Annotated in this window: 29 protein-coding genes and 1 riboswitch; of the genes, 7 read left to right on the top strand and 22 right to left on the bottom strand. The window is 53.7% G+C overall.

Annotated elements, in window-relative coordinates:
- Positions 1–7: 7 nt before the first annotated feature.
- The 11 genes from B9L19_RS03010 to B9L19_RS02960 form a co-directional block, all read right to left on the bottom strand.
- Entirely contained in the window at positions 8–676 is a 669-nt protein-coding gene (locus B9L19_RS03010) for a methionine ABC transporter permease (protein ID WP_025949942.1), read from the bottom strand.
- Positions 666–1,694, bottom strand: a complete 1,029-nt coding sequence (locus B9L19_RS03005; RefSeq protein ID WP_025949941.1) for a methionine ABC transporter ATP-binding protein — start codon at positions 1,692–1,694, stop codon at positions 666–668. Before B9L19_RS03005 ends, B9L19_RS03010 begins: the two co-directional genes overlap by 11 nt.
- A gap of 87 nt (positions 1,695–1,781) precedes the next feature.
- Positions 1,782–1,891: riboswitch (SAM riboswitch) on the bottom strand.
- Between the two features lie 74 nt (positions 1,892–1,965).
- Positions 1,966–2,313, bottom strand: a complete 348-nt coding sequence (locus tag B9L19_RS03000) for a hypothetical protein (protein WP_025949940.1) — start codon at positions 2,311–2,313, stop codon at positions 1,966–1,968.
- 145 nt (positions 2,314–2,458) lie between these two features.
- Entirely contained in the window at positions 2,459–2,776 is a 318-nt protein-coding gene (locus tag B9L19_RS02995) for a thioredoxin family protein (RefSeq protein ID WP_025949939.1), read from the bottom strand.
- Entirely contained in the window at positions 2,773–3,132 is a 360-nt protein-coding gene (locus B9L19_RS02990; protein WP_025949938.1) for a toprim domain-containing protein, read from the bottom strand. The genes B9L19_RS02995 and B9L19_RS02990 overlap by 4 nt, the downstream gene beginning before the upstream one ends.
- A gap of 97 nt (positions 3,133–3,229) precedes the next feature.
- Positions 3,230–3,463, bottom strand: a complete 234-nt coding sequence (locus tag B9L19_RS02985) for a YusG family protein (protein WP_025949937.1) — start codon at positions 3,461–3,463, stop codon at positions 3,230–3,232.
- A 75-nt stretch (positions 3,464–3,538) separates the two neighbouring features.
- Entirely contained in the window at positions 3,539–3,922 is a 384-nt protein-coding gene (gcvH, locus tag B9L19_RS02980; RefSeq protein WP_025949936.1) for a glycine cleavage system protein GcvH, read from the bottom strand.
- A 98-nt stretch (positions 3,923–4,020) separates the two neighbouring features.
- Positions 4,021–4,386, bottom strand: coding sequence for an arsenate reductase family protein (locus tag B9L19_RS02975; RefSeq protein ID WP_025949935.1), 366 nt, complete (start codon positions 4,384–4,386; stop codon positions 4,021–4,023).
- A gap of 65 nt (positions 4,387–4,451) precedes the next feature.
- On the bottom strand, positions 4,452–6,236 hold the full coding sequence (locus tag B9L19_RS02970) for an acyl-CoA dehydrogenase family protein (protein WP_025949934.1): 1,785 nt from the start codon (positions 6,234–6,236) through the stop codon (positions 4,452–4,454).
- A gap of 137 nt (positions 6,237–6,373) precedes the next feature.
- Positions 6,374–7,546, bottom strand: coding sequence for an acetyl-CoA C-acetyltransferase (locus B9L19_RS02965; protein ID WP_025949933.1), 1,173 nt, complete (start codon positions 7,544–7,546; stop codon positions 6,374–6,376).
- 28 nt (positions 7,547–7,574) lie between these two features.
- Entirely contained in the window at positions 7,575–9,962 is a 2,388-nt protein-coding gene (locus B9L19_RS02960) for a 3-hydroxyacyl-CoA dehydrogenase/enoyl-CoA hydratase family protein (protein WP_025949932.1), read from the bottom strand.
- A 182-nt stretch (positions 9,963–10,144) separates the two neighbouring features.
- On the opposite strand from B9L19_RS02960, the gene B9L19_RS02955 reads away from it, so the two are divergent.
- Positions 10,145–10,294: a YuzL family protein gene (locus tag B9L19_RS02955; RefSeq protein WP_075261379.1), complete on the top strand. Its 150-nt coding sequence runs from the start codon at positions 10,145–10,147 to the stop codon at positions 10,292–10,294.
- Positions 10,295–10,521: 227 nt separating this feature from the next.
- Here B9L19_RS02955 and B9L19_RS02950 read toward each other — a convergent pair whose 3' ends face one another.
- Positions 10,522–11,439 carry a proline dehydrogenase family protein gene (locus tag B9L19_RS02950; RefSeq protein ID WP_025949931.1) on the bottom strand — a complete coding sequence of 306 codons (918 nt, stop codon included), beginning with the start codon at positions 11,437–11,439 and terminating at the stop codon, positions 10,522–10,524.
- 165 nt (positions 11,440–11,604) lie between these two features.
- On the opposite strand from B9L19_RS02950, the gene B9L19_RS02945 reads away from it, so the two are divergent.
- The 5 genes from B9L19_RS02945 (at position 11,605) to B9L19_RS02925 (ending at position 15,946) form a co-directional block, all read left to right on the top strand.
- On the top strand, positions 11,605–11,862 hold the full coding sequence (locus tag B9L19_RS02945) for a hypothetical protein (protein ID WP_025949930.1): 258 nt from the start codon (positions 11,605–11,607) through the stop codon (positions 11,860–11,862).
- Between the two features lie 15 nt (positions 11,863–11,877).
- Positions 11,878–12,213 carry a spore coat protein gene (locus B9L19_RS02940; protein WP_025949929.1) on the top strand — a complete coding sequence of 112 codons (336 nt, stop codon included), beginning with the start codon at positions 11,878–11,880 and terminating at the stop codon, positions 12,211–12,213.
- Between the two features lie 85 nt (positions 12,214–12,298).
- Entirely contained in the window at positions 12,299–13,768 is a 1,470-nt protein-coding gene (locus B9L19_RS02935; RefSeq protein ID WP_025949928.1) for a spore germination protein, read from the top strand.
- 25 nt (positions 13,769–13,793) lie between these two features.
- Positions 13,794–14,882 carry a GerAB/ArcD/ProY family transporter gene (locus B9L19_RS02930; RefSeq protein ID WP_025949927.1) on the top strand — a complete coding sequence of 363 codons (1,089 nt, stop codon included), beginning with the start codon at positions 13,794–13,796 and terminating at the stop codon, positions 14,880–14,882.
- Positions 14,879–15,946: a Ger(x)C family spore germination protein gene (locus tag B9L19_RS02925; RefSeq protein ID WP_025949926.1), complete on the top strand. Its 1,068-nt coding sequence runs from the start codon at positions 14,879–14,881 to the stop codon at positions 15,944–15,946. Before B9L19_RS02930 ends, B9L19_RS02925 begins: the two co-directional genes overlap by 4 nt.
- Before the next feature lie 52 nt (positions 15,947–15,998).
- On the opposite strand, the gene B9L19_RS18930 is transcribed toward B9L19_RS02925, so the two are convergent.
- From B9L19_RS18930 to B9L19_RS02900, 6 genes are all read right to left on the bottom strand, one after another.
- Positions 15,999–16,136: a hypothetical protein gene (locus B9L19_RS18930; protein ID WP_167372762.1), complete on the bottom strand. Its 138-nt coding sequence runs from the start codon at positions 16,134–16,136 to the stop codon at positions 15,999–16,001.
- A 99-nt stretch (positions 16,137–16,235) separates the two neighbouring features.
- A complete protein-coding gene (locus tag B9L19_RS02920) occupies positions 16,236–16,430 on the bottom strand; it encodes a hypothetical protein (protein ID WP_025949925.1) in 195 nt (64 codons plus the stop codon).
- A gap of 226 nt (positions 16,431–16,656) precedes the next feature.
- Complete coding sequence (bioA, locus tag B9L19_RS02915) at positions 16,657–18,036, bottom strand: adenosylmethionine--8-amino-7-oxononanoate transaminase (RefSeq protein ID WP_025949924.1); 1,380 nt, start codon at positions 18,034–18,036, stop codon at positions 16,657–16,659.
- The gene (gene bioD, locus B9L19_RS02910; RefSeq protein WP_025949923.1) at positions 18,026–18,742 is read right to left on the bottom strand and encodes a dethiobiotin synthase; all 717 of its coding nucleotides are present in this window, start codon (positions 18,740–18,742) and stop codon (positions 18,026–18,028) included. The genes bioA and bioD overlap by 11 nt, the downstream gene beginning before the upstream one ends.
- Before the next feature lie 4 nt (positions 18,743–18,746).
- A complete protein-coding gene (locus B9L19_RS02905; protein WP_025949922.1) occupies positions 18,747–19,310 on the bottom strand; it encodes a biotin transporter BioY in 564 nt (187 codons plus the stop codon).
- A gap of 178 nt (positions 19,311–19,488) precedes the next feature.
- Entirely contained in the window at positions 19,489–21,321 is a 1,833-nt protein-coding gene (locus B9L19_RS02900) for a pyruvate kinase (protein ID WP_025949921.1), read from the bottom strand.
- A gap of 406 nt (positions 21,322–21,727) precedes the next feature.
- Here B9L19_RS02900 and B9L19_RS02895 point away from each other — a divergent pair, with 406 nt between their 5' ends.
- Positions 21,728–22,291 carry an FAD-dependent oxidoreductase gene (locus B9L19_RS02895; protein ID WP_025949920.1) on the top strand — a complete coding sequence of 188 codons (564 nt, stop codon included), beginning with the start codon at positions 21,728–21,730 and terminating at the stop codon, positions 22,289–22,291.
- A 136-nt stretch (positions 22,292–22,427) separates the two neighbouring features.
- Here the strand turns inward: B9L19_RS02895 and B9L19_RS02890 are convergent, their stop codons facing one another.
- The 4 genes from B9L19_RS02890 to B9L19_RS02875 form a co-directional block, all read right to left on the bottom strand.
- Positions 22,428–22,895, bottom strand: a complete 468-nt coding sequence (locus tag B9L19_RS02890; RefSeq protein ID WP_025949919.1) for a flavin reductase family protein — start codon at positions 22,893–22,895, stop codon at positions 22,428–22,430.
- Between the two features lie 211 nt (positions 22,896–23,106).
- Entirely contained in the window at positions 23,107–23,832 is a 726-nt protein-coding gene (locus B9L19_RS02885) for an ABC transporter ATP-binding protein (RefSeq protein WP_047752583.1), read from the bottom strand.
- A complete protein-coding gene (locus B9L19_RS02880; protein ID WP_025949917.1) occupies positions 23,832–24,602 on the bottom strand; it encodes an ABC transporter ATP-binding protein in 771 nt (256 codons plus the stop codon). Before B9L19_RS02880 ends, B9L19_RS02885 begins: the two co-directional genes overlap by 1 nt.
- Entirely contained in the window at positions 24,599–25,648 is a 1,050-nt protein-coding gene (locus B9L19_RS02875; protein ID WP_025949916.1) for a branched-chain amino acid ABC transporter permease, read from the bottom strand. The genes B9L19_RS02880 and B9L19_RS02875 overlap by 4 nt, the downstream gene beginning before the upstream one ends.
- Position 25,649: the final 1 nt, after the last annotated feature.

Genomic DNA, 25,649 nt, shown 5'->3' with positions numbered 1-25,649 from the left:
TCCTCCTTTATCGTTTATCGATTTTTGAAGTGACAACGTCACCGATCAACTGAATGACAAAGACAATGACGAGCACCAACACGGTCGCGACAAACGTCACATCGTTATGGTTGCGCTGGAATCCTTCCAAATACGCCAAGTTCCCAAGCCCGCCGGCGCCGATGGCTCCAGCCATCGCCGTATAGCTGACGAGCGACACGGCCGTCACCGTAATGCCGGAGACAAGCGCTGGAAGCGATTCAGGCAAGAGCACTTTCCAAATGATCGTCCACGTTGAGGCGCCCATCGCTTGGGCTGCTTCGATGACGCCTTTGTCGATTTCGCGAAGGGCGATCTCCACCATGCGGGCGTAAAACGGCGCGGCCCCAATGATCAGAGCCGGCAGCGCCGCATTGGCGCCAAGCATCGTCCCGACGAGCCAGGTGGTAAACGGAATGAGCAAAATGATCAAAATAATAAACGGAATCGAGCGGAAAATGTTCACAAACGCCGCAATCACTGTATTGACAAACCGGTTTTCCCATAGGTTGCCTTTCGCTGTCAAAAATAGAAGCAAGCCAAGAACGATCCCGAGGACGAAAGTGGCCGCGACCGCCATCCCGGTCATGTACAGCGTCTCGACCGTCGCCGCCCACATTTTCTCCCATTGCACGTTCGGCAGGAGGTTAGCGAGCATCGTGAATCACCTCCACTTCCACTTGCTGGCGTTGAATATAGTCAAGCGCCCGGGCGATTTCATCGGCCGCTCCGTCGAGGTGAATGAACAGCACCCCATAGGCGCCTTGATGGGTTTGCGAAATTTTCCCTTGCAAAATATTGATATCGACGGCAAATTGCCGCACGACCTGGCTGATGAGCGGCTTTCCGGCGGCCGCGCCGACGAACGTCAGCTGCGCGATCAGCCCGCTCGGGTATTGGCCAAACAAATGGGAAATCGCCTCTTCCGTCTCCTCGGGCTCGATCAGCTGCTTGACGAACCGTTTCGTAATCGGCTGCTGCGGGTTTCGGAACACATGCAGCACGTCGCCTTGCTCGACGATTCGGCCGCTTTCCATCACCGCAACGCGGTCGCAAATTTTGCGGATGACGTGCATTTCATGGGTGATGAGCACAATCGTCAGCCCGAGGCGCTTGTTGATGTCAACGAGCAAGTCCAAAATCGCATCGGTCGTCTGCGGGTCGAGCGCCGATGTCGCCTCGTCGCAAAGCAGCACTTTCGGGTTGTTGGCGAGCGCTCGAGCGATGCCGACGCGCTGCTTTTGTCCCCCGCTCAGCTGCGACGGATACGCATCTTCCCGTCCCGCGAGCCCGACGAGCTCGATCAATTCATCCACCCGCTTTTGCCGCTCCGCCTTCGGAACGCCCGCAATCTCGAGCGGAAACGCAATGTTTTCCCTGACCGTGCGCGACCAAAGCAAGTTGAAGTGCTGAAAAATCATCCCGATTTCTTGGCGCGCCTTGCGCAGCTCTCGGCCCTTCACGCGCGTCATATCGCACCCGGCGACGACGACCCGGCCCTTCGTCGGCTTCTCGAGCCCATTAAGCAATCGGATGAGCGTGCTTTTCCCCGCGCCGCTGTAGCCGATAATGCCGAAAATTTCCCCTTCGCGAATCTCAAGCGACACATTGTCGACGGCCGTGACTGAGCCGTTGGCCGCTTGATAGATTTTTGTCACTTGTTCGAGTGTAATCATCGTTTCACCTTCCTTCCCAAGCGGCAGAGCGCAAAAAGAAAACCTTTCTGCCCGCAGAGAACAGAAAGGTATTGTGCACCATTCCGTCTCTTATCTCTCAAAGCAGGCCGCTTTGTGTGAATTGGCACCATTTCAGCGCACGCGCTGACGGTTGCCGGGCTTCATTGGGCACATCCCTCCACCTCTCTTGATAAGAGCGCAACAATCGCCTATGCAATTGATTTACGAATGTGATTGTATCACCGCTTGTCGAACGCTGTCAACAATTTTTTCACCCAACATGCCGATACGGTTTAGCCAAATGGAGGAGCGATTCAAGAAGCAACAGCTGACGGAAGCTTCCTGACACGTGCACTTCTTGCAGGCGGATGAGCTGCTGCAGCTTCAGTTCGCCGTTCAGCAGGGACGCGAGCGCCTCTTTGGAGCCGCGCACAGTCAATGTTTTCCGTTCATCGTGTTCCATCCCTAAAGCGGCTGGTTCCCTGCCGATCAAAAGCAAGGCGGTTTCATCCCCGCTTTCAAACCGAACACACAGCTGCTCATCCGGCAAAATCGGCATCAAATGGCGCAACACTTGCATCCGTTCCACGAACTGTCCGACTAATTCACGCATTTCCATGGATATCCCCTCCCCCATTTTTATTTTTTCACTTCCACCTGAAGAGGAGAAATCCTTTACAAAAATCTCGACAACCCGTTGACGAACGAGCGCCGTTTTTGTCATTTCCCAAGAAATGTGTCAAACAGCGTCAAAAAAAGGCGAATCACTTGACCGGCAAGCGTGCTTGAAGCACTTCGTACAAATACGGAACGGAATGAAAGGCATACCACTTGCCTGCGATCGCTCCATCCTGAAAAAGAAGCAGGCAAGGAACGCTTTCAATTTTCCACTCAGCCGCTCGTTCGGGAATATAGTTGATGTCTGTTTCGTAAAACGGAAGCGCCGGAAACAACTTCTCCACCACCACAAGCATCCGCCGCGCCAGCTGGCACGTGCCGCACAGCGGGGTGTACAAGTAAAGGGCGAGAAGCGGCTCGCCTTCCACCACTCGCTTGACATCGTTTCGATCGATCGCGTTCACTCGCCTCTCCCTTTCATCAGCAATTCGATGCGGACGTCGAAATCGGCGCGCAGCAACACTTGCGCCAAGTGCCAAATCGGAGCGGCCGCCACTTCACGGTACGCCCGGTCAATGTAAAGATGCTCCGCTTCTGGAAGCATGCGGCGAAACTGCCGGCGCAATTTTTCTCCCGCCTCATCGGCATCCGCCAACAAGTACACATCATATCCTTCCAGCTCATCAGCCCATTCTTCCAAGCGCGCGTCGCTGATCGTGCCGTTCGTGCAAAGGATGATGACAGGCTCTTTCAGGACGGCCGCCACCTTTTGCTTGTCCGATCGCCCTTCCACAATGATGACTTTTTCCACGCGTCGCATGTCCGACCCACCTTACTTCGAAAGGTGATACGATATGGTATGCCCCGCGCCGGCGAAAGGTGGAAACAGAAAAGCAACGGCATCGCACCGTTGCCTTTCAACACCAGCCCGCTTCCCCGTCGCAGTCGACATATTTTTGGTTCGGTTCAACGGTAGCGGTCACCTGCTTGAAAATTCGCCCGTTTTGTTCGATATATCCATATTTCAACGGGACGGCCGCCGGAAGCGGAAGGCGCCCGATGAGCTCTCCTTCCTCGTACAACTCCAGCGAGCAGCCGTTCAGTTTGCCGATGATCCGGTCCGTGACATCTATGCGCGTCGTTTGCAGCATCGCGAGCACCCCTTTTTTCAATCAAATTCCGGTATGTATAGAGTGCCCGAATCGAAGCGAAGATTGCAGGAACGTTTATCCTTCGTTGATCATGGCCTCGTATTGTTCCGCCGTCAACAAATTGTCGATGTCGCTCAAATCGTTCGGTTTGACGACGATCATCCACGCTTTGTCATATGGCGATTCGTTCACGTACTCTGGATGGTCGTTCAACGCCTCATTCACTTCAACGACCGTGCCGCTGACCGGCGCATACAACTCCGAGACCGTTTTCACCGATTCGACGCTGCCGAACGGCTCGTTGGCCACAACCTCCGCGCCGACTTCCGGCAGCTCGACAAAGACGATGTCGCCAAGTTCTGACTGGGCGTAATCTGTAATGCCAATGCGCACGTTCTCTCCTTCCACACGCACCCATTCATGCTCCTTTGTGTAACGAAGTTCTTTCGGCGTGTTCATCGAATCCCTCCATCGCAGCAAAATCAAAATATGTTCTTCTTCATCATAACCGATTTTTCAATAAAACTCACTGTCTTGACGCGATTTTGCAAAAAATTTTATGCCTTCTTGGCGAAAAACGCCTCGTAGTCTTGTTCGCGAAAGCCCAAGACGACCCTCTCGCCGTCCGTCAAAATCGGCCGTTTGACGAGCATTCCGTCCGAGGCGAGCCAATCGAGCATCTCGTCTTCCGATGCGCGATCGAGCTTGTCCTTCAAGCCAAGCTCACGGTATTTCATGCCGCTCGTATTAAAAAATTTTTTGAGCGGCAGCCCGCTTTTTCGGTGCAGTTCAGCCAGCTTTTCTTTCGTCAGCGGTTCGTCGACCAAATGCACTGTTTGCACATCGATGCCGTGTTCATCGAGCCAACGCTTCGCCTTCCGGCACGTTCCGCATTTTGGATACCAATACAACATATACGCCATCGCCATTCCTCCCTGTCAAGACATAAAGAAGAAGCACCAGGCAGTCTGCCTGGCACTTCCCATTATCACACAATATACCGTTCGGCTTCAATGAGCGCGGCGGCCGCTTCGCGCTTTTTCGCGATCACGTTGATCGGCGTATGGCGCGTCAGCCGGCGGAGCGCGGCGAGCATCATCCGCAGCGTGTCGCCTTGTTCGACGGCGACGAGCGTTTCTTTCGCATGGGCTTCAATTTCATTGAACGCCTCTTGGCAGAAAATTTGCGTGTACAGCCATTTTTGTTTGTTTTTCTCCTCGCCGCTTGCTTGAATCGCTTTTTCCGTGCGCAAGAGCGCGGATTCCATCGCGTAAACGTTCGAGACAATGTCCGCGATGTTCACAAGCACTTCTTGCTCTTCTTCAATGCGCTGGCCGTATTTTTGCGCCGCTAAGCCGGCGACCATCAAGGCGATTTTTTTGGCGTTGCGCACCAAGTATTTCTCTTGTTCCAGCACGCCCGTTCCCGGCTCTTCGGCGGTCATCATCATCAGTTCTTCCTGAAGCTGCTGCGCTTTTTGGAAGAGCGGCAGCTCGCCTTTTAACGCCTTTTTCAAATACATGCCCGGAACGAGCAGGCGGTTGATTTCGTTCGTCCCCTCGAAAATGCGGTTGATGCGCGAATCACGGTAGGCGCGCTCAATTTCGTATTCCTGCATAAAGCCGTACCCGCCGTGGATTTGCACGCCTTCATCCACGATGTAATCGAGCACTTCCGTCGCAAAAAACTTGTTCAATGAGCATTCGATCGCATATTCGGCGATCGATTTCGCCACTTCCTTGCCGTCTTTCGCCTTTTCCGCATCCAGCAGGCCCATCCGTTCATCGAACAAGCCGACCGTGCGGTACACCGAGCTTTCGGCGGCATACAGGCGCGACGCCATCGTCGCGAATTTTTCTTGTGTCAGCGTAAACTGCGAAATCGGGCGTTTGAATTGCTGGCGCTGGTTGGCGTATTGGAGCGTGATTTCGAGCGCCCGCTTCGCGCCGCCGACCGCCCCTAACCCAAGCTTGTAGCGGCCGATGTTCAAAATGTTGAAGGCGATGACATGGCCTTTTCCGATTTCACCGAGCACGTTTTCTTTCGGCACCGGCACATCTTGCAAAATGAGCGTTCTTGTCGACGAACTTTTAATCCCCATTTTCTTTTCTTCCGGACCGGTCGACACGCCCGGGAAGTCGCGTTCCACGATGAACGCCGTAAAGTGCTGGCCGTCCACTTTCGCGTAGACGACAAATACATCGGCGAAACCGGAGTTGGTGATCCATTGTTTTTCGCCGTTTAAAATGTAATGCGTGCCTTCCGCGTTTAATCTCGCCGTCGTTTTCGCGCCGAGGGCGTCCGAACCCGAGCCAGGCTCCGTCAAGGCGTAGGCGGCGATTTTTTCGCCGGTCGCTAAATACGGCAAATATTTTTGTTTTTGTTCTTCCGTGCCAAACAACACAATCGGCAGCGAGCCAATCCCGACGTGCGCCCCGTGCGAAATGGCAAAACCGCCGGCCGGCGCCATTTTTTCCGCAATGATGGCCGAGCTCACTTTATCTAGGCCCAAACCGCCGTATTCTTCCGGAATGTCAGCGCTTAACAAGCCGAGCTCGCCCGCTTTGCGAAGCAATTTCACGGAACGGTCAAACTCGTGGTTTTCCAAATGCTCGAGTTGCGGGAGCACTTCATTGTTGACATACTCTTCCGTCGTTTTGGCAATCATATGATGCTCGTCGGTGAAATCTTCCGGCGTAAACACGCGCTCCGCCGGAATGTCTTCAATCAAAAAGCTGCCGCCTTTGATCGCTTCTTCCATCGTTTTGGCCATCGTTGATTTCCTCCCCCGAAAGATGATGGATGATCCGGGCGGCAACGCCGCCCGGGAAATAGACGTTCCATGCAGCCGGGCAAATGCGGATGCATGCCTCGCGCGAGCTGATGAAGCCCGCTTGATGTCTGCTGCCGCTACAGCAGCTCAAACACGCCAGCCGCTCCCATGCCGCCGCCGATGCACATCGTGACGATGCCGAACTGCACGTTGCGGCGCCGCATTTCGTAAAGCAAAGACAAGGTCAGCTTCGCGCCCGTGCAACCGAGCGGGTGGCCAAGCGCAATCGCCCCGCCGTTGACGTTGACAATGTCTTCATCCAATCCAAGTTCGCGGATGACTTGGATCGATTGCGAGGCGAACGCTTCGTTCAGCTCGATCAAACCGATGTCGGACAGCTCAAGACCGGCCAGCTTCAACGCTTTCGGCACCGCCGCGATCGGGCCGATCCCCATCACTTCCGGCGGCACGCCGGCAACCGCGAACGAACGAAACTTGCCGAGCGGCTTCAAGCCGAGCGACTCTGCTTTTTCGCGGTCCATCACCATGACCGCCGCCGCCCCGTCGCTCATTTGCGACGCGTTGCCGGCTGTGACCGTGCCGTTTACTGCAAACGCCGGCCGGAGTTTCGCGAGCGTTTCCATATTCGTGTCTGGGCGCACGCCTTCATCTTGTGTAAAGACGACTTTCTCCTCAACGAGTTTGTTGCCTTCTACTTTGCGCACCGTCACCTCGACCGGCACGATTTCTTCATTGAATTTCCCTTCGGCAATCGCCTTGGCGGCGCGCTGGTGGCTGCGCACCGCGAACGCGTCTTGGTCCTCGCGGCTGACGCCGTATTTTTTCGCCACTTGCTCGGCCGTGTGCCCCATCGACATGTAGTATTCCGGCGCTTCTTCCGCCAAGCGGGCGTTCGGGCGGACGACATGCCCCATCATCGGCACCATGCTCATCGATTCGACCCCGCCGGCGATGACCGTATCGGAATGGCCGAGCATCACCCGTTCCGCCGCATAGGCGATTGCCTGCAAACCGGACGAGCAATACCGGTTGATCGTGATCGCCGGCACGGTATACGGCAGCCCGGCGAGCGCGCCGATGTTGCGGGCGATGTTCAATCCTTGCTCCGCCTCCGGCATGGCGCACCCGATAATCAAGTCATCAATGTTTCCTTCATAGTTCCCCGCGCGCTTGATCGTTTCTTTGACGACGAGCGCTCCTAAATCATCCGGCCGCACGTGGGCGAGCGTTCCTTTTTTTGCTTTGCCGACCGGTGTGCGCGCACCTGCGACAATGACCGCTTCTCTCACGCCAATCCCCCCCTTGATCTCCTCCGCTTTAGTTGCGGAGCGGTTTTCCTTTCACCAACATATGCTGCATGCGCGCTTGCGTCTTCGGCTCGCCGATGAGGCTCAAAAACGCCTCGCGCTCGAGATCGAGCAAATATTGCTCGTCGACTTCCGTTCCGTACGGCACTTTGCCGCCGGCTAGAACATACGCCAATTTTTTCGCGATTTTCAAATCGTGCTCGCTGATGTAGCCGGAATGGAACATCGACTGCGCCCCAAGCAGCATGGCGGCATAGCCGCTTTCGCCGGCCACCGGCACTTTCTTCCTTACAGGCGGCCGGTACCCTTCCTCATACATCGAGAGCACCGCCTGTTTCGCTTCATACAGCAGATGGTCGCCGTTCATCGTGATGCCGTCGCGGTGATTCAAGAAGCCAAGCTCGCGCGCTTCCGCCGCTGACGTCGACACTTTCGCCATGGCGATCGTTTCAAATACGCTGGCCGCGATTTTGACGTAGTCGACGTCCACGCCGCGCGGCAGGCTGTTCAACCGTTTGATGTACAGCTCCTTGTTGCCGCCGCCGCCCGGAATCAAGCCGACGCCGACTTCGACGAGCCCGATGTACGTCTCGGCCGCCGCTTGGATGCGCGAAGCCGCCAAGCTCACTTCCGCCCCGCCGCCTAACGTCATGGCAAACGGCGCCACAACGACCGGCTTCGGGTTGTATTTGACGCGCATGAGCGCTTGCTGGAACTGGCGGACGGCAAGCTCCAATTCAAAGAAGTTTTCATCTTGCGCCTCCATGAGCATCATCGCCAAGTTGGCGCCGACGCAGAAGTTTTTCCCTTGGTTGCCGATGACGAGACCTTTGTAGTTGCGGTTGACTTCCTCAAGCGCCTCGTTGATCATTTGGACAATATCGGCGCCAATCGCGTTGTTCGGCGAATGGAACTCCAGAAGCGCCACGTCGTCGCCGAGGTCAATGAGGCTGGCGCCGGCATTTTTCTTGATGACGCCGCGCGCCTCTTTCAGCCGGCGGATGTGGATGACTTTTTCGTTTTCTTCTACTGGTTTATACCCGCCCGGCGCATAATAGAACAGCCGGCCGTTTTTCGTTTGATAGAACGATGTGGCTCCGTCGGCGAGCATGTCCGTGATCCACGACGGGATGTCGCGCCCTTCCGCCTGCATTTTGCGCACCGACTTCTCGAGGCCGATCGCATCCCACAGTTCAAACGGACCTTGCTCCCAGCCGAACCCCCACTTCATCGCCTGATCGATCGCCACGATGTCGTCGGCGATCTCCCCGACAAGGCGGGCAGTGTACAGCAACGTCGGCGCGATGATGTTCCAAAGGAGCGTTCCCGCGCGGTCGCCATCGGCATACACGAGCGTTTGCAGCTTGGCAGCCGCTCCTTTCGCCTGCTTCGCCATCTCCACCGCCGGGGTGACAAGCTTTTTGCGCGGCTCGTATTGCATCGTGACGTAGTTCAGCTCAAAAATGTCTTTTCCTTGCTTGAGGAAAAAGCCTTGTCCAGATTTGCTGCCGAGCCAGCCGTTTTCCAGCATCGTTTTCATAAACTCCGGGACGCGGAACGCCTCTTTTTCTTCCCCTTCGACGTTTTCATACACGTTGTTGGCGACATGCACGAACGTATCGAGCCCGACGACGTCAAGCGTGCGGAACGTCGCGCTTTTCGGCCGGCCGATGAGCGGCCCGGTGACCGAATCGACCTCGCCGACGCTGTAGCCGCCTTGCATCATCTCCCGGACGGTGACAAGCAGCCCGTACGTGCCAATCCGGTTGGCGATGAAGTTCGGCGTATCTTTCGCCATGACAACGCCTTTGCCGAGCACGTCTTCGCCGAACGATTTCATATAGGCGACCACATCTGGATCCGTATGCTCCGTCGGGATGATCTCCAGCAGCTTCAAATAGCGCGGCGGGTTGAAGAAATGCGTGCCTAAAAAGTGTTTTTTGAAATCATCCGAACGCCCCTCCGCCATCGCGGCGATCGAGATGCCGGATGTGTTCGAGCTGACGATCGTCCCCGGCGTCCGCACCTCGTCGACGCGGGCGAAAACCGCTTTTTTCACGTCCAGCTTTTCCACAACGGCTTCAATGATCCAATCGACTTCCGCGAGCCGGTGGAAGTCATCCTCGAAGTTGCCCGTTTCAATTAAAGCGATGTTGTCTTTGGACATGAGCGGCGCCGGTTTTTGCTTGAGCAGCCTTTCGAGCGCCTGATTGGCGAGGCGGTTGCGCACTTGTTTATGCTCGAGCGTCCAACCTTTTGCTTCTTCCTCTTTCGTCAATTCCCGCGGCACGATATCCAACAGCAGCGTCGGAATGCCGACATTCGCCAAATGGGCGGCAATGCCCGAACCCATGACGCCGGACCCAAGCACCGCGGCGCGCCGAATGCGTTTTGCCATTTCGGTTCCCCCTCACACCATTGAATGAATCATCATTCATTTTTCAGCGAAAAAAATAACCGTGAAAACGTTCTCTATATTCAATATATAGTATGTTGGTAATTTTCGCAATATATTTGCGCACATTTTTTTCACATCGGCGCCGTTCTTTCATCCATACTAACAAACAGGAGGTGAAGACGATGGCCCGGTTGAAAAAAAATCCGTCTGAACGCGGCGTCAGCGCCGCAAGCGTCAAAGGAAACGCCGGCCCGACGGTCGAAGACGACGGCGGCGGCAAACGGACAAGCCAAAACCAGCAGTACAAAAAGCACAACATGCAAGGGAGCTGACGCCCACGTCGTCAGCTCCCGCCTGTCATGGCTGCAAATATGGGGGAAAGCAAAGAAAGGCCGCACGATCTGAACGGCCTTTCCCTCAAATGACCATCGGACGCCTCGGGATATGCAGCGGCCATGGTTTGAAATGGAAATCGGCTTCATGACCGCACGCTGAATGCCTGTCCCCTTCTGCGCCCGAACGCTCGGCGGCCGCCGGCGTTTTCCTCTGTTTTGCGCCCCTACTTGCGGAAGATGCCTTTTAAAACAAACGCCACGTTGGCTGGTCGTTCGGCGAGCCGGCGCATAAAGTATCCATACCAGTCCGTGCCGTACGGAACGTACACGCGCATCGTATATCCTTCGCGCGCCAGCTCGAGTTGGCGCTCTGGGCGGATGCCGTACAGCATTTGGAATTCAAACTGGCTGTTCGGGATGTTGTATTCTTTCACGAGCTGCTTCGTATATTCGATGATGGCGTCGTCATGCGTCGCCACCGCCGTATAGTTGCCGTTTAGCAAATGCATTTTAATGATCTTCTTGAAGTTCTCATCGACATCTTTTTTATCCGGAAACGCCACTTCAGGCGGCTCTTTGTACGCTCCTTTGACGAGCCGCAAGTTCGGGCGGTACGGCTTTAAATCTTCAATGTCTTGTTCCGTCCGGTACAAATACGCCTGCAGCACCGTGCCGACGTTGTCGTATTCTTTTTTCAACGTTTTAAAAATGTCCAGCGTCTTTTGGCAGCGCGAATAGTCTTCCATATCGATCGTCACAAACACGCCGTGCTGTTTTGCCGCATCCAAAATGCGGCGCATATTGCGCATGACAAGGTCATCAGAAATGTCAAGCCCCATCGATGTCATTTTCAACGACAGCTGCGAGTTCAACTTCTCCCGGCTGATCGCCTCAATCGCCTCCAAGCAATGGCGCGCCATCTCATTCGCTTCCTGCTCATTGTCAACAAACTCACCCAAATAGTCGACCGTGACCACCAATCCTTTTTCGTTCAGCTGGCGGATGACGCGCACCGCTTCCTCGATCGTTTCGCCGGCGACAAACCGTGAAGCGCCGAAGCGGAGGCCGTATCGTTTCGCCCATTTCGTCAATGTTTTATTTTTCGATAAGAACAGGAAAAAATCGCGCATCAACTGCTCCACTGTTGCAAGCCTCCTTGTATGGAAACGCATTCACCGTTTCTTATTGTACCATGTTTCCGTTCTATTGAATATGTTTTTTCCTGACGTTTTATTTTTTATTTATGTATAATTTTCCACTCGCTGGACAATCTACAAGCGAACAACCAACGAAAGGAGCGAACCATGGTGCAACAGCAACCGCAAACGAACCCGCAGGCGGCGATGCCTGAGCCGCCGCAAATGGTGTCCACCAAAGACGCCATGTATTTTTCCGATATGATGTCATGGAACTTGCTGGCGGCGAAAAAGGCGCACTTTTTCGCCTCGCAATGTCGGGATCCCGAAGTAGTGCAGGCGATCGAGCGCGCTGGACAAATGCATCAACGCCATTATGAAATGATGCTGCGCCATTTGCAAGCCTCGCCGCAGCCGCCGGTGATGTGAAAGGAGGAACGATGCATGAACACGAAACAAGTGCAAAATCCGGAGACACAAGTGCCGAAAACGCCGCAAATGAACGAGCGCGATTTTCTCAATGACATGCTGGCGACGGAAAAATACATGACGTTGTCATACAGCGTGTACTTGCATGAAGCGAGCAACCAACCGTTATATCAAGATATGATGAATATTTTCACCGAAACGCAAAACTGTCAGCGCGACTTGTACAACTTGATGTTCAAAAAAGGATGGTACAAACTTGAAGCCGCCGATCCACAAAAGCTTCAGCAAACGTACCAGCAGTTCCAAGGGTATACGAATCAGCTCCCTTATCAACGAAATGCCATGCAATAACAAAACGAGGGGATGTCCGAACAGCAGGAGGACATCCTCTTTCTCAATCCGTTAAGAAGACCGGGTGCAGAAAGGGGAGAAAAGGATGGCAGCGCCATCCGAATCCGTGTGGAGCATGCTGCAAACGTTAGGGTGTTCCCTTGATTTCCAAACAAAAGTGTACCGAAACCAAACGTCTGGGCAGCGAATATGGGTGTCGTATATTGAACCCATGATTGATATCGAAATTGCTGTTAAAAATATTTTTCCTTATTTGCTTCATTATCACTTTTCGACACTACAAGACCTGTGCGGTGCGCTGCCGTTGGACGAGGCGTATCTTTCCTCTGACCCGAATGACATGAAACAGAAATTGCTCGAAGGCTATTTGCTCATTCGGCTGAACGAAACCGATGAAACCGGATTGTTGGTCAAAGCGCAAAAGACACTCGAGCGGACACTGACCATTCCAGAAGTGGAATTTAGCGTCGTCGGCCCGAAAGAGTCATTTATTGAATCATTGGAAACGAATTTATATTTGTTGCGCAAGCGCATTCCCTCGGATCACTTGACCGTCAACATGTTTCGAGTCGGAACATTATCGAAGACGAAATTAGCCGTTGTGTATATCGATGGCATTGCGGACCCGGAAAACGTGCAAACGGTGTCGCAGCGCATCCAGGCAGTCGAATTTGATGAAGTCATTGACAGCTCTTATATCGTCCAGCTGATTTCCGACAACCGACATTCCCTGTTTCCACAACTGCTTGACACCGAACGCCCTGACCGAGTAGCCGCGGTGCTGGCGGAAGGAAAAGTCGCGATTTTGGTGGACGGTTCGCCGCATGCGCTCATCGGTCCGACCACTCTCGTCGAGTTTTTTTCATCTTTTGAAGACTATTTTCTAAACTGGATTATTGCTTCCTTTTTTCGTCTCATTCGTCTTTTTTCTGTCGCCTTTTCCATTTTGATTACACCTATTTATGTGGCGACGTTGAATTACCATTATGAGCTCATACCGAAAGATTTGTTGGGGACGCTCATTACTTCAAGGAAGGAAATTCCGTTTCCGCCCATTGTGGAAGTGTTGTTTCTCGAGTTGACCATCGAGCTTTTGCGTGAAGCCGGGGCGCGGCTGCCAACCAAAGTCGGGCAAACAATCGGCATCGTCGGCGGGATTGTCATTGGGACGGCTTCCGTTGAGGCCGGGCTGACAAGCAATGTCTTGTTAATCTTGGTGGCGCTTGCCGCGCTGGCATCCTTTACTACCCCTGTCTACAAAATGGGCAATACGATTCGCTTGATGCGTTTTCCATTTTTATTGTTTGCCGAAATGTGGGGGCTGCTCGGGGTGGCGTTTTGCTTTTGCATCGTCATGACCCATCTGCTTTCTTTAACCTCACTGGGACGGCCATTTCTTGCGCCGCTGTATCCACCGCGTTGGAAGGATTGGAAGGACGCGCTCATCCGCCTTCCGTTTACAAGCCAAGCGAAGCGGCCAAGCTCACTCAGAACGCCGCAGCCGATTCGATTCGATGGCAAAAAAGCAAAGGAAAAGCGAGATATTGATGAATAGATGATCATTTTGCAGGAGGACGAAGATGGCTTCTGTCGCGGAACGGTCTCAAGTTTCTGCCTTCATGGCCTTTTTTATCATTATGTCCATGCAAATCGGCATTGGTGTCCTTGGCTTTCAACGCATCATCTCGAAAACGGCGGGACATGATGCATGGATTTCCGTCCTGTTAGCTGGCGCGGCAGGACACCTCGTGCTTGCCTTAATGTATTGGCTTTTGCAGCAGGCGGATGGCGACTTCATCCTCTTGCATCAGCAATTATTCGGCCGCTGGCTCGGCAACGTTCTTTCTTTGGCAATGGCTGCTTACTTTGCCTCCATGTCACTCGTTGTCCTGCGCACCTATATCGAAGTCATTCAAGTATGGATGTTTCCCGATTTGCGCACATGGGAGTTTTCGCTCGCCTTTTTGCTTCTTTGCTTGTACATCACATTGGGCGGTTTTCGGATTGTCGTCGGCATTTGCTTTTTTTGCTTAATCATTCCTAGCTATCTGCTGTTTACGTTTTGGTTTGTCTTCGATTATACCGACTTTTACAGACTGCTCCCGATTTTGGATCACCCGCTCTCCAACATTGTCAAAGCAGCCAAAGAAATGACCTTAACTATGCTTGGATATGAAACGGTTTTGTTCTTTTACCCTTTCCTGAAAAGCGGAAAACAATCGGCCAAATGGGCGCACGCTGCTTTATTGACCACCACCCTGTTTTACACACTGCTCACCGTGTTGACATTGGCCTATTTTAGCGAAAAACAGCTGCAACGCCAAATTTGGGCGACGTTGACGATGTGGAAAATGGTTGAGATGCCGTTCATCGAACGGTTTGAGTATATTGGCATTGCCAATTGGCTGTTTGTCATTCTGCCAAACGTATGCTTAGGGCTTTGGTGCTCTTCCCGCATATGCAAGAAGGTGCTTCCGGTTCGGCAAAAAACCGCTTTGTTCCTTGTAGCCATCGGATGCTTTCTTGGCACGCTCGCCATTCATGACCGGACTGGCGTCAATATGATCAATTCGATCTTAAACCGAATCGGCTTTTATTTTCTTTATGTATGGCTGCCATGTTTGGCGGCGTTCACGTATATTCGGATGAAAGTGAGAGGAAAGTTATGAACGGAAAGACGTTTCTTCTTGTTCTTATGGCCGCATCGCTGCTCTCCGGCTGCCTGCGCAAGGAAATTTTAGACGACATCAATATTGAAAGCGCCGTCGGGTTCGATTATGTAAGCCCAACCAAAATAAAAGGCACCGTGCTCATCCCTATTTATAAAAAAGAAGAGACAGCCAATAAAACATTAACCGCCGTTTCCGTCAGCACGAAAGATATTCTTGAAGAGCTGCAGCATAAAACGCCCGAACCTCTTGTCAACGGAAGCATTGAAGTGGCGTTGTATGGAAAACGATTGGCGGAACATGGCCTTTTCCCATTTGTCGATAACTTCCATCGTGATTCCAGCATCGGAACTGGGCTGTATTTAGCCGTTGTCGACGGAACGGCCGAACAGTTATTAAAAGGGCATTACAGCCGTCAAGGAAATGGCATTTATCTTTCCAATCTGCTCAAACATAACATTGAACAGCGGGACGTGCCCAAAACGAATTTGCATCTGTTTTTGAAAATGTACTATGCCGATGGCCAAGACCCCTTTTTGCCGTATCTCCGACAGGTCGGCCAAGATGTACAAGTCGAGGGAATCGCCTTATTTCGCGGTGACCGGGTCGTCGATTATATTGAGCGAAACAACATGTTCTTCTTTAAAATCCTGACCGACTCCTATACAGAAGGGACTCATACGGTTCGGCTGCAAAAAGGCAATTACGCGTCCGTCAAAAACATTTCAACAAAACGGACTATTTCCTTTTCAGGGCCGAAAACGCGGCCGCATCTCCACATTCATCTTTCTCTTGAAGGGGTCATACGGGAACATAAACAAGGGCCGTTCACCCCATCGACTCAACAGGCTGTTCAACAACAGTTTGAAAAGGAGATCAAAATCAACGCCAGCAACCTTCTCCGCCGCTTTCAGGAACAGAACATCGATCCCATCGGCCTCGGCGAATGGGCCAAAAGCCAGTACCGCCATTTCAGCTACCGCGACTTTTATCGTCGCTACCGCCATCTGCCGTTTCGCATCACAGCGGACGTCCGCATCCGCGACACCGGGATCATTGAATAAGCATCCCTTCGTGTTCCAAAGGGATGCTTATTCTTCTTTCATGAATCGTTGATTAATACCACCAGCCTGGATACGGGGGGTATGGCGGATACGGCGGATAAAAGGGCCGCGGAGCCAATGCGCCGCCGAGCAGTCCACCCAAGAAGCCGCCGACAAATGGGGCGCCAAACAACAATCCTGGAAATAGCATTGTTCCTTCTCCTTTCCCCAAAGCTAGAATGCTACACTTTATTCATATGCAACAACAAGAAAAGAGGGTGGGCCGTCCGCCCACCCTTCGCCTGTTTTCTCACCACCAAATCGGGCCATACCACCACGGATAGAAAAACGGCGGGACCAATGCGCTCCCAAGCAAGCCGCCTAAAAAGCCGCCGAAAAATGGAGCGCCAAAAAACGGAGCGCCGAAGAAAAACGGGCGCGGCCGCCAAAACCCAAAGCCCCATGGCCGCCAAATGCGCTCATCCGCTACTTGGAGATGGCTCATCTTGCTTCCCCCCTTCCGCTCGCTTTAGTCCCACTGTATGCAGGAAAAACGCCCGCTGCTTAGGCCAGTACCTAGAAGGCTGGTGAAAAACGGCTTTTTCTCCCAAATCATCGATCCGTGAATGCAAGGGAAATCTTCTTTCTACAAGGTCTTTCCCTTCAAGAAAATCCTTTTCTCGGATTTGCGGTATACTCCAAAAAAACAGGCGGCTGTCCGCCGCCCTCGCTTATAGAAGCTCTGCGCGCGCCTGTTCGTACAAACAGGCGATCGAATCAAACAAAATGCGCACCGCCTCAGCCATTTCGTCTTCGCTCATCGACAGAACGGGTATGAACGTCAACACCGGGCCGAGCGGACGGATGACAAGCCCCTTCCGGCGCGCCTCAAGGATGATCCGGTGCTCCACCATGGCCGCGCGCGGAAACACTTCTTTCGTTCTTCGGTCTTTCACGATTTCAATGCCGCACATCAAGCCTTTTTGCCGGATGTCGCCGACAATCGGAATGTCATACAACCGATCAAGCCATTCGGCCAGTCGGCGCGCCTTCCGCTTGACGCTGTCCATCAGGCCGCGTGTTTCGATGAGCTCGATGTTTTTCAGCGCAACGGAACAAGTGAGCTGGTTTCCTGTGTACGTATGGCCGTGGTAAAACGTTTTGTCTTCGTCCACATCGCCGAGAAATGCCGCATAAATCTCTTCCGTGACCAGTGTGGCCGCGAGCGGCAAATATCCTCCCGTGATCCCTTTCCCAAGGCAGACAAGATCCGGCTTCACCTCTTCCTGCTCACAAGCAAACATCGTGCCGGTGCGGCCAAAGCCGACGGCGACCTCGTCGCAAATGAAGAGCACCCCATATTGCCGGCAAAGCCGTTCCACTCCTTTTAAAAACCCGCGCGGATGGACGATGATCCCCGCCGCTCCTTGCACAAGGGGTTCCACGATCACGCCGGCGATGTGCTCGTGTTGCTCCTCAAGCACCCGTTCCATCTCGCGCAAACAATAGCTGACGATCTCCTGCTCGCTTCCGTATTCCTCCATGCGATACACGTACGGCGACGGCACTTCGATCCGCTCAAACAAAAGCGGCGCAAAAATGCGATGAAACACATCCATCCCCCCGACGCTCACCGCCCCGACCGTATCGCCGTGGTACGCTTCCTTCAACGAGACAAACTTATTTTTCGTCGCATATTGGACCGGATCGATGTTTTTCCAATACTGATAGGCGATCTTGAGCGCGATTTCCACCGCCGCCGCCCCGGTGTCGGAATAAAACACTTTTGACATGTGCGGCCAATATTCAAGCAGCCGTTTGGCTAACAAAATCGACGGCACATTCGCCGAACCGAGCAATGTCGAATGGGCGATTTTCTCCAACTGCTCGCGAAGCGCCGCGTTCAGCTCTGGATCGTTATGACCGTGAACATTGACCCATAGCGACGCATAGCCATCCAAGTACCGGTTGCCATCGACATCGTACAAATAGCTTCCTTGCCCGCGTTCAATGATCAACGGACGTTCTTTCGCATACTGCTTCATTTGCGTGAATGGATGCCAGACGCACTGCTTGTCCCATTGCTCCAATTGCTCGTAGCTATACACCAACGCTAAGCACCTCCAACCATTGTTTCGCCTTTCCTTGTTCGATCCACTGTTCGGCCAGATTTCCCAGTTCCTTCCTTGACACAGCAGGAAGGAGCGGCACGACCGCCAGCACCGGGAGCCGAAGCAACGCGGCGATCGTTTCGACATTGTTTCGGTGGATGATCTCCTGCTCCTGAAACTGATTGAACATCAAGCCAAGCAGGCGGATGCCTTGCGCATCCGCATACGCCGCCGTCGTCACCGCGTGGTGAATCGCCCCAAGACCCGAGAGCGACACGAGAACAGCCGGCAGCTGATAATCACGAACGAAATCACTCGTCATATACCATCGTCCATCACGCTCGCACCACGGAACAGCCAGCCCGCCCGCTCCTTCGACGAGCACGACATCATAGCGCTGCGTAAGCCATTCCAACCGCTCGGCAATCCGCTCCGGTTTGATGGACGTTCCGGTCAACGCGGCTGCCAAATGCGGAGACATCGCCGGCTCCATATAGTACATGCCTTCTGATGCAGGAATTTTTGCCACTCGTTCATACCAATACTGTTCGGCAAACGACACCCCATCTTCGGCCAGTCCAGTTTGAACCGGTTTAAACACGCTGACCTTCATCCCAAGCCGCTCCAGCGCCAATGCCACAATGGACGTCACCACCGTCTTGCCGATTTCCGTTCCTGTTCCGGTCATGAAAATGGCTTTCCCCATTCTCTTATCCCCCCATCCCTCGAGTCATCACGATCGGCTGGACGCGTGGCCATACGCGCGCCGCAATGACCGAACAAACGGCGCAAAGCGCGAGATCCCCCGGCACCGGAAGAAGAAAGCCGAACCATAGCGTTTGGCCGATGGAAAACGGAGTCTCTGCGATCCATTTCATGGCTATGTACAACCACGTGCAGCCAAACATATACACGACGAACAATGCCGCCACATTCGCCAGCCATATGTCTCTGGCTCTTGTCCATTGAAAGCGGTGCACAAGCGCGCCGCACGTATACGCCCCGACGATGAAACCGAGCAAATAGCCAAACGTCGGCTTCCAAATATAACCGAGCCCGCCTCCTTCCGCAAACACCGGCGCACCCGCCAGCCCAATCAACACGTAAAGCATCTGACTGAGCGCTCCAATTTTGGGGCCAAGCAGACAGCCGGCCAAATAAACGGCAGCGATTTGCAGCGTAAACGGCACATATGGCACCGGGATTTTGATGAATCCGCCGACCGCCGTCAGCGCGGCAAAAAAGGCTGCCCAAACAAAGGAACGGATGTGCACGTTTCCCCTCCTCTCCCAATCTTTTTTTCTATTGTGCCGGATATGGGTTTTATTTGTCAACCTTATTTTTATATAGGTTTACATTTAAACAAAAAATACGGAGCCCCCGAACACAGAAGGACTCCTTTTTTGGCGCGGCTCATTTCTCAGACAGACGGCGCAAGCGGCAGCCCAACGCTCACCCTTCATCCTCCCACAAGTGAAGCAGGTTCATCCGTTCGCCGTCTGTTTTCGGCAACGTCAGCGTCTCACTCTGCCTCTCCTCCTTTTCCAACAACGACGACAATAAGCGCACCGCCTCCGCAATATGCCTTCCTTTGTTCAACATGATGCATTGCGCCTGTTTTCCAAGAAACACATCCGAGATTTCCGCGCGCGACGGCATTCCCTTTTTTGCCAGTTGTTCAAGCACTTGCGTCGCCCAAATGACCGGAATGTGAGCCGCCCGGCAGAGCGCTAACATGTCGTTCTGTGCAGCCGCAAGATGTTCAAATCCGATCTCAAGCGCCAAGTCCCCACGCGCAATCATCACCCCAAACGCCGGAAATTTCAGCCCTTCAAGCAAAATGCGGGCGAGGTGATGAAGCGCCACCCTTGTTTCGATTTTCGCGATCACCGGGAGAGAACCGGCCCCTTGTTCGGCAAGCAAATGATAAAGCTTTCTCAGGTCATAAGGGGACTGAACAAACGATAGCCCAACGATATCGGCATGACTGGCGATGAATGGAATCCATTCAAGGTCGCGGTCCGTGAGCGGCGGAACGGCCAAATGAAGAAACGAATCAGGAAGATGGATGCCTGTTCCTTGCTTGATCGCTTTCCGCTTTCCGCCATCGGCAACGACTTTGGCCTCTACATGCTGCTCGTGCACTTTCACAACCCGTGCGACAATTTGCCCATCGTTCAAGTAGAGGCGATCCCCTGCTCTCACATTGCGCCACGCTTTCGCCAACGTCGTCGTCATTTTCACTCCACCGCCATTGTGCGCCGCTGCAAACGCGGCGTCATCGAAGTAAATATAAAGCGGCGTGCCGACGGTGACAAACGCTTTCATTGGAATGAACCAAACAGAAGAAAGGATGAAGGAAGCCGATCCGTTCCGCAGTTTCATCCCTCTTTGGACATAGGCGGTCTGTGAAAGAAACACTTTAAAACAAGACGGCGCGATTTGTTCCGCCACCCGCAATTTTCGTTTTTTTCCGCGCACATCGGTAAACAGCAGTTCATCCCCTTCTTCGACAGCCGCTCCGTCCTCAGCCGTCAACTGCCAAAAGAATGAAATTTCACGAGGGAGCGTAGACGGAGGCGGGGAAGAAGAGAAGGAAATGAGGCCCGAGAGCGGCTCGATTGCCTCTCCATATTGATTTTTCTTGACAGAGAGCTTCATCGGCCCCGCGTCGACCGCCAGACGGTCCACCCGGATTTTCGGCCCTGGCAGATCCATGTAAAGGCGACATCGCCTCGCCTGCAGCTGTGGCTCCAACTGCTTCTCGGCTTGACGAATGATGGAAACGAGCGCCTCCCACGTTTCCGGTGAACCGTAGGCGCAGTTGATGCGGGCAATGTCCATGCCGTAAAGAAGCAGCAGCTCGATCAGCCCCGGTTCATCGACCCATGTCTCGTCCATCGTCACCATGATGCGTGTAGACCGAACAGAACTTGGGCTTCCGAACACAGCCTCCGCCCGTTTATGAAGCAACTGTTTCGCTTCCTTTCTTGTCATCTTTCGAAGCTCCCATCCGCCATCAACCGGCGTACGCAAATAGGCCAAAACTTGTTCGATTGCGTCGATGAGATGAGCCTCTTGCCCCTCGAGCCGCCATCCGGCATCTTCCATCGCTTCACGCAAATCCGACGGCATGTGCTCCCTCATATATAAACAAGCAAGCAACTGATCCCGGCTCTCTTCATGGGATGGAAGGGGAAAATACTTTTGCTTTTGTCCCACCCACTCCGCCATCCCCACGTAAAAAGCGGCCAAGCGGGCTCCCAAATCTTGTTTGTCGTGCATCAGCGGCACCAACCCTTGTGAAAAATACGGTTTTATTTTTATATATTCGCTGCTTTCGTAAATGAGAAGATAAAAAAACCGGCGCCATTCGCCGGTTGAATGCGACAGAAACAAGAAGCCGCTTTTCGCTGTATTATTTTTGCACGACAATTTTCATCCCGCATTGACAAAGCAGCGAATGTTTCAGCCGCCGCAACGGCTGACCGCACTGTTCACAAATGGCCGGTTTATTCACACCTTTCCTCCCCTTTGCTGTGTGTTTGGTATCTATTATACATCTGTCATTATTTAAAGTAAATATAAAATGATAATCATTATAAATAAATAAACAGATCACTTGGCCTCTTTTTTCCATTTGTGATAAGGTAATAATAGTGCCAATATTCAAAAGAAGGAGGAGTTCACCATGTACGACATCGCCATTATCGGCGCCGGGCCTGCGGGGGCAAGCGCTGCGATTTTCACCGCCAAAGCCGGGAAGAAAACGGTCTTGTTTGACAGCGACAAAGGCATGACAAAGCGCGCTTGGGTGGAAAACCATTACGGGGTTCCGCAAATCAGCGGTCCGGAATTGGTGGAAACCGGGAAAAAGCAAGCCGCAAAATTCGGGGCGGAATTGGTGGAAACGCAAGTGACAAATGTGCAAAAAACAGACGGGGGATTCCGCCTTGAAACGGAAACCGGATCCTATGAAGCGAAACACGTCATCTTCGCCACCGGCGTCGCCACGGATCTTGCGGAAAAAATCGGCTTGCGCACCAAACCGGGCACGGAGCCGCGCATTAAAACGGTGATTGACGTCGACGCCAATGGCAAAACGAACATCGACGGCATTTGGGCGGCAGGGACGGTGGCCGGCGTCAGTGTTCATACGATCATCACAGCAGGCGACGGGGCGAAAGTCGCCATCAACGTCATCAGCGAACTGAACGGCGAACGGTACGTTGATCACGATGTATTGAAAAAATAACAACGAAGGTGTCCCAAACAGCGGGACACCTTTTCTAACAGCGCCATGGAAACGGCCGGGACGCAAGATGACGGGCTGAAACGCCTGTTGCGTCGTCCCCGCATCGACATAGCGGCCCCGATCCATCCAAGGGCGCTTATTGTCCAATGCTCCGGTACTTCCCTTCAAAAAACAAGAGCGGGTCGCCCGGTTCGTCTTTCATGAAAATGTCGGTCACTTCCCCAAAGTAAAGCGTATGATCGCCGGCTACATGCGAGCTGTGAACATTGCATAAAATATTCGCCAACGCCTCCGGCAAAATCGGATGGCCGTTCACCCAATCAAACGAAACGGGGCGCTCTTCTTTCAACTGGCCGGCAAACAAGCGCGACAACTCCTCTTGATCGCGCCGCAAAATGTTGACAGCAAATTTCCCCGTTTGCTTGACAATGTCATGCATTCGCGCTTTATGGCCAATGGAGACGACGACAAGCTTCGGGTCAAGCGAAACCGACATAAACGCGTTCGCCGTCATTCCTTTCGCTTCCCCTTGAAATTCGGTCGTCACGACCGTCACACCGGTCGCAAATTTTCCCATGGCTCTGCGAAATGTACGATCATCCATACGGTTCTCCCATCCTTCCCTTTTCGTCATCAGCCGCCCTGCGCCTTCCGCTGGCGGTTGGGCGGCTTTCCTTCTCGATGTTTCCACACGACGGACGCTTCGTCCGACAATCTTGCCTCTATGGCTAGGCCCCATTCATGCCGAAATGAGGGTCAAATCTACCCCCATCATAGCAGAAATAGGGGAAAGACACAACGACGATCTACCGCTGTCATCGGCGGTCCGCCGCTCCAAGGTATGCCTCCGCCACCCGCTCATCGGCAAGCAGCTCGGCCGCTTTTCCGTGCAAGACGATGGCACCGCGCTCGAGAACATACGCATAGTCCGCTGTTTGCAACGCGGCCCGCACGTTTTGCTCGACAAGAATCATGGCCGTGTGGAACTGATCGCAAAGCCCCCTCAGCATCCCCATCACTTCCTTGACCACAAGCGGCGCCAGCCCTAACGATGGTTCGTCAAGCAAGAGCAGCTTCGGTCTCGCCATCAGCCCGCGGGCGATCGCCAGCATTTGCTGTTCGCCGCCGCTCAATAGTCCGCCCGGACGGTCGAGCATCGTTTGCAGTTTCGGGAACAGCCCGAGCACCCGCTCATAGTCGCGCTTCACTTCCTGCCTGTCGCGGCGCTGGCGGCGGTACGCCCCGAGCAGCAAATGATCCTTCACCGACAAGCTGTCAAAAATTTGCCGCCTCTCCGGCACAAGGCAAATGCCCTTGTCGACGATGTGCTCCACCTTTCCATATGGAAGTGGTTTATGTTCAAAAAGAATCTCCCCTTCGGTTGGAGCGTAGACGCCGGCGATCGTGCCGAGCAGCGTGCTTTTGCCCGCCCCGTTGGCGCCGACAATCGCCACGATTTCTCCTTCGCCGACGTGCAAATCGACCCCTTTCAATACGTGCAAATGGCCGTGATGGACGTGAACGCTGCGAAGCACAAGCATCAGACCGCCTCCTCTCCCAAATACGCCTTGATGACATCCGGATGCCGCGCAATCTCTTCCGGCGCCCCTTCGGCGATTTTTTTGCCGTAATCGAGGACGACGATCCGGTCGGCGATCGCCATCACCGTTTCCATATCATGTTCCACGAACAAAAAGGTAAAGCCTTGTTCCCTCATCGCCAGCAGCACGTCAACGAGCTGCTTGGATTCTTGCGGGTTCAGACCGGCCATCGGCTCGTCAAGCAAAATGAGCGAAGGGCGAGACACAGCCGCCCGGGCGATTTCCACAAGCCGCTGCGTTCCGTACGGCAGCGTGCCCGCCCGCTCCCAGGCGAGATGGGCCAATCCGATTTGCTCCAGGCAGGAAAACGCCTGTTCCTGCGCCTGCTTTTCTTCTCGCCGCGCAAGCGGCAACCGAAAGCCGGCGCTGAAGATTCCGCCCGTCAACCGTGTATGAAAGCCGACCATCACATTTTCCAACACCGTCATATCAGAAAACAGCTGCAAGTTTTGAAACGTCCTCGTCATTCCCAGCATCGCCAGCTCGTGCGGCTTTTTGCCGTTGATCACGCCCCCTTGAAAGCGGACGGAGCCGCCAGTCGGCGGAATCACGCCGCTAATCATATTGAACAATGTCGTTTTCCCCGCCCCGTTCGGCCCGATCACGGCAACCATCTCCCCTTTGGCGACGCCGAACGAGACGTCTTGCACCGCCTGCACGCCGCCAAATGATTTGGACAATCGCTCCACTTCAAGCAGCATGGCGCTCATCCCCGCTCCCCTCCGATCGAACGGGCCTTATGGCTGTCAACCTGTCGGCGCCAGCCTGTTTTCCAAAACCGCCTCCATCCTTTGAGCGCGACGCCCGTCAGCCCGTTCGGCATGTAAATCAACATGATGACGAGCAGCAAGCCAAAAAAGACGATTTCAAATTCCCCGCCGGCATCAGGAAGCAGCAGCGGGACAACGGCTTTGAGCCATTCTCCCAAACAGACATAGACAGCCGCGCCGATGAGTCCTCCCCATACGCTGCCCGCCCCGCCGATCACCACCATAATCAAAAAGTAAATCGAAGGGACGATGCCGAATAAGTCCGGATTGATGAACGTGACATAATGGGCGTATAAGCTCCCGGCAATCGAAGCGTAGACAGCGCTGAGCATAAAGATTTGCAACTTGTATTTTGTAATGTTCACCCCAAGCGAGTTTGCCGCCACCTCGCTTCCATGAATCGCTCGCAGCGCCCTTCCGACTCGGGAGCGGACGATGTTGCGGGCAAACCATACCCCGGCCAGAACGAACAACGATACAAGGTAGTAAAAAGGGAGATCGCTTTGCAACGGAACCCCAGCGATGCGAATCGGCGGAATGCCAAAAAAGCCATTTAACCCTCCCGTGATCCCTTTCCATTCCTTAAAAAATGTAAACATAATGACACCGAATCCTAACGTCGCCAATGCCAAATAATGCTCACGCAGCCGAAAAACCGGAATGCCGACCACAAGCGCCACCAATGCAGCCAAAACCGCGCCGGCAGCCAGCGCCAGCCAGGCCGGCCATCCCGCATGCGCGGTCAAATAGGCGGACGCATAAGCCCCGATGCCGTAAAACGCCGCCTGGCCGAGCGAAATTTGGCCCGCATACCCCATCAACAGCGTCATCCCCGTGCCCACGAGCGCATACAGCCCGATGAGAATCAACGTGCTTAGCACGTAATTATTGCCGAAGACGAGCCAAGGGAGACCGAGCCAGACGGCTGCGCCGGCAAGCAAGAGCCATCGTTTCCATCCATCCGCCATTCGTTGATCCTGCTCCATC

This window comes from Geobacillus thermocatenulatus, from assembly GCF_002217655.1.
Taxonomy (GTDB): domain Bacteria; phylum Bacillota; class Bacilli; order Bacillales; family Anoxybacillaceae; genus Geobacillus; species Geobacillus thermocatenulatus.
This window is presented reverse-complemented; position numbering and strand designations above follow the sequence as displayed.

Bases quoted from the DNA above. Each gene is read 5' to 3' on its own strand.
- B9L19_RS03010 (WP_025949942.1), bottom strand. From the start codon at position 676: ATGCTCGCTAACCTCCTGCCGAACGTGCAATGGGAGAAAATGTGGGCG.
- B9L19_RS03005 (WP_025949941.1), bottom strand. From the start codon at position 1,694: ATGATTACACTCGAACAAGTGACAAAAATCTATCAAGCGGCCAACGGC.
- B9L19_RS03000 (WP_025949940.1), bottom strand. From the start codon at position 2,313: ATGGAAATGCGTGAATTAGTCGGACAGTTCGTGGAACGGATGCAAGTG.
- B9L19_RS02990 (WP_025949938.1), bottom strand. From the start codon at position 3,132: ATGCGACGCGTGGAAAAAGTCATCATTGTGGAAGGGCGATCGGACAAG.
- B9L19_RS02985 (WP_025949937.1), bottom strand. From the start codon at position 3,463: ATGCTGCAAACGACGCGCATAGATGTCACGGACCGGATCATCGGCAAA.
- gcvH (WP_025949936.1), bottom strand. From the start codon at position 3,922: ATGAACACGCCGAAAGAACTTCGTTACACAAAGGAGCATGAATGGGTG.
- B9L19_RS02975 (WP_025949935.1), bottom strand. From the start codon at position 4,386: ATGGCGTATATGTTGTATTGGTATCCAAAATGCGGAACGTGCCGGAAG.
- B9L19_RS02970 (WP_025949934.1), bottom strand. From the start codon at position 6,236: ATGGCCAAAACGATGGAAGAAGCGATCAAAGGCGGCAGCTTTTTGATT.
- B9L19_RS02960 (WP_025949932.1), bottom strand. From the start codon at position 9,962: ATGGCAAAACGCATTCGGCGCGCCGCGGTGCTTGGGTCCGGCGTCATG.
- B9L19_RS02955 (WP_075261379.1), top strand. From the start codon at position 10,145: ATGGCCCGGTTGAAAAAAAATCCGTCTGAACGCGGCGTCAGCGCCGCA.
- B9L19_RS02940 (WP_025949929.1), top strand. From the start codon at position 11,878: ATGAACACGAAACAAGTGCAAAATCCGGAGACACAAGTGCCGAAAACG.
- B9L19_RS02935 (WP_025949928.1), top strand. From the start codon at position 12,299: ATGGCAGCGCCATCCGAATCCGTGTGGAGCATGCTGCAAACGTTAGGG.
- B9L19_RS02930 (WP_025949927.1), top strand. From the start codon at position 13,794: ATGGCTTCTGTCGCGGAACGGTCTCAAGTTTCTGCCTTCATGGCCTTT.
- B9L19_RS02925 (WP_025949926.1), top strand. From the start codon at position 14,879: ATGAACGGAAAGACGTTTCTTCTTGTTCTTATGGCCGCATCGCTGCTC.
- B9L19_RS18930 (WP_167372762.1), bottom strand. From the start codon at position 16,136: ATGCTATTTCCAGGATTGTTGTTTGGCGCCCCATTTGTCGGCGGCTTC.
- B9L19_RS02920 (WP_025949925.1), bottom strand. From the start codon at position 16,430: ATGAGCCATCTCCAAGTAGCGGATGAGCGCATTTGGCGGCCATGGGGC.
- bioD (WP_025949923.1), bottom strand. From the start codon at position 18,742: ATGGGGAAAGCCATTTTCATGACCGGAACAGGAACGGAAATCGGCAAG.
- B9L19_RS02900 (WP_025949921.1), bottom strand. From the start codon at position 21,321: ATGCACGACAAACAAGATTTGGGAGCCCGCTTGGCCGCTTTTTACGTG.
- B9L19_RS02895 (WP_025949920.1), top strand. From the start codon at position 21,728: ATGTACGACATCGCCATTATCGGCGCCGGGCCTGCGGGGGCAAGCGCT.
- B9L19_RS02890 (WP_025949919.1), bottom strand. From the start codon at position 22,895: ATGGATGATCGTACATTTCGCAGAGCCATGGGAAAATTTGCGACCGGT.
- B9L19_RS02885 (WP_047752583.1), bottom strand. From the start codon at position 23,832: ATGCTTGTGCTTCGCAGCGTTCACGTCCATCACGGCCATTTGCACGTA.
- B9L19_RS02880 (WP_025949917.1), bottom strand. From the start codon at position 24,602: ATGAGCGCCATGCTGCTTGAAGTGGAGCGATTGTCCAAATCATTTGGC.
- B9L19_RS02875 (WP_025949916.1), bottom strand. From the start codon at position 25,648: ATGGAGCAGGATCAACGAATGGCGGATGGATGGAAACGATGGCTCTTG.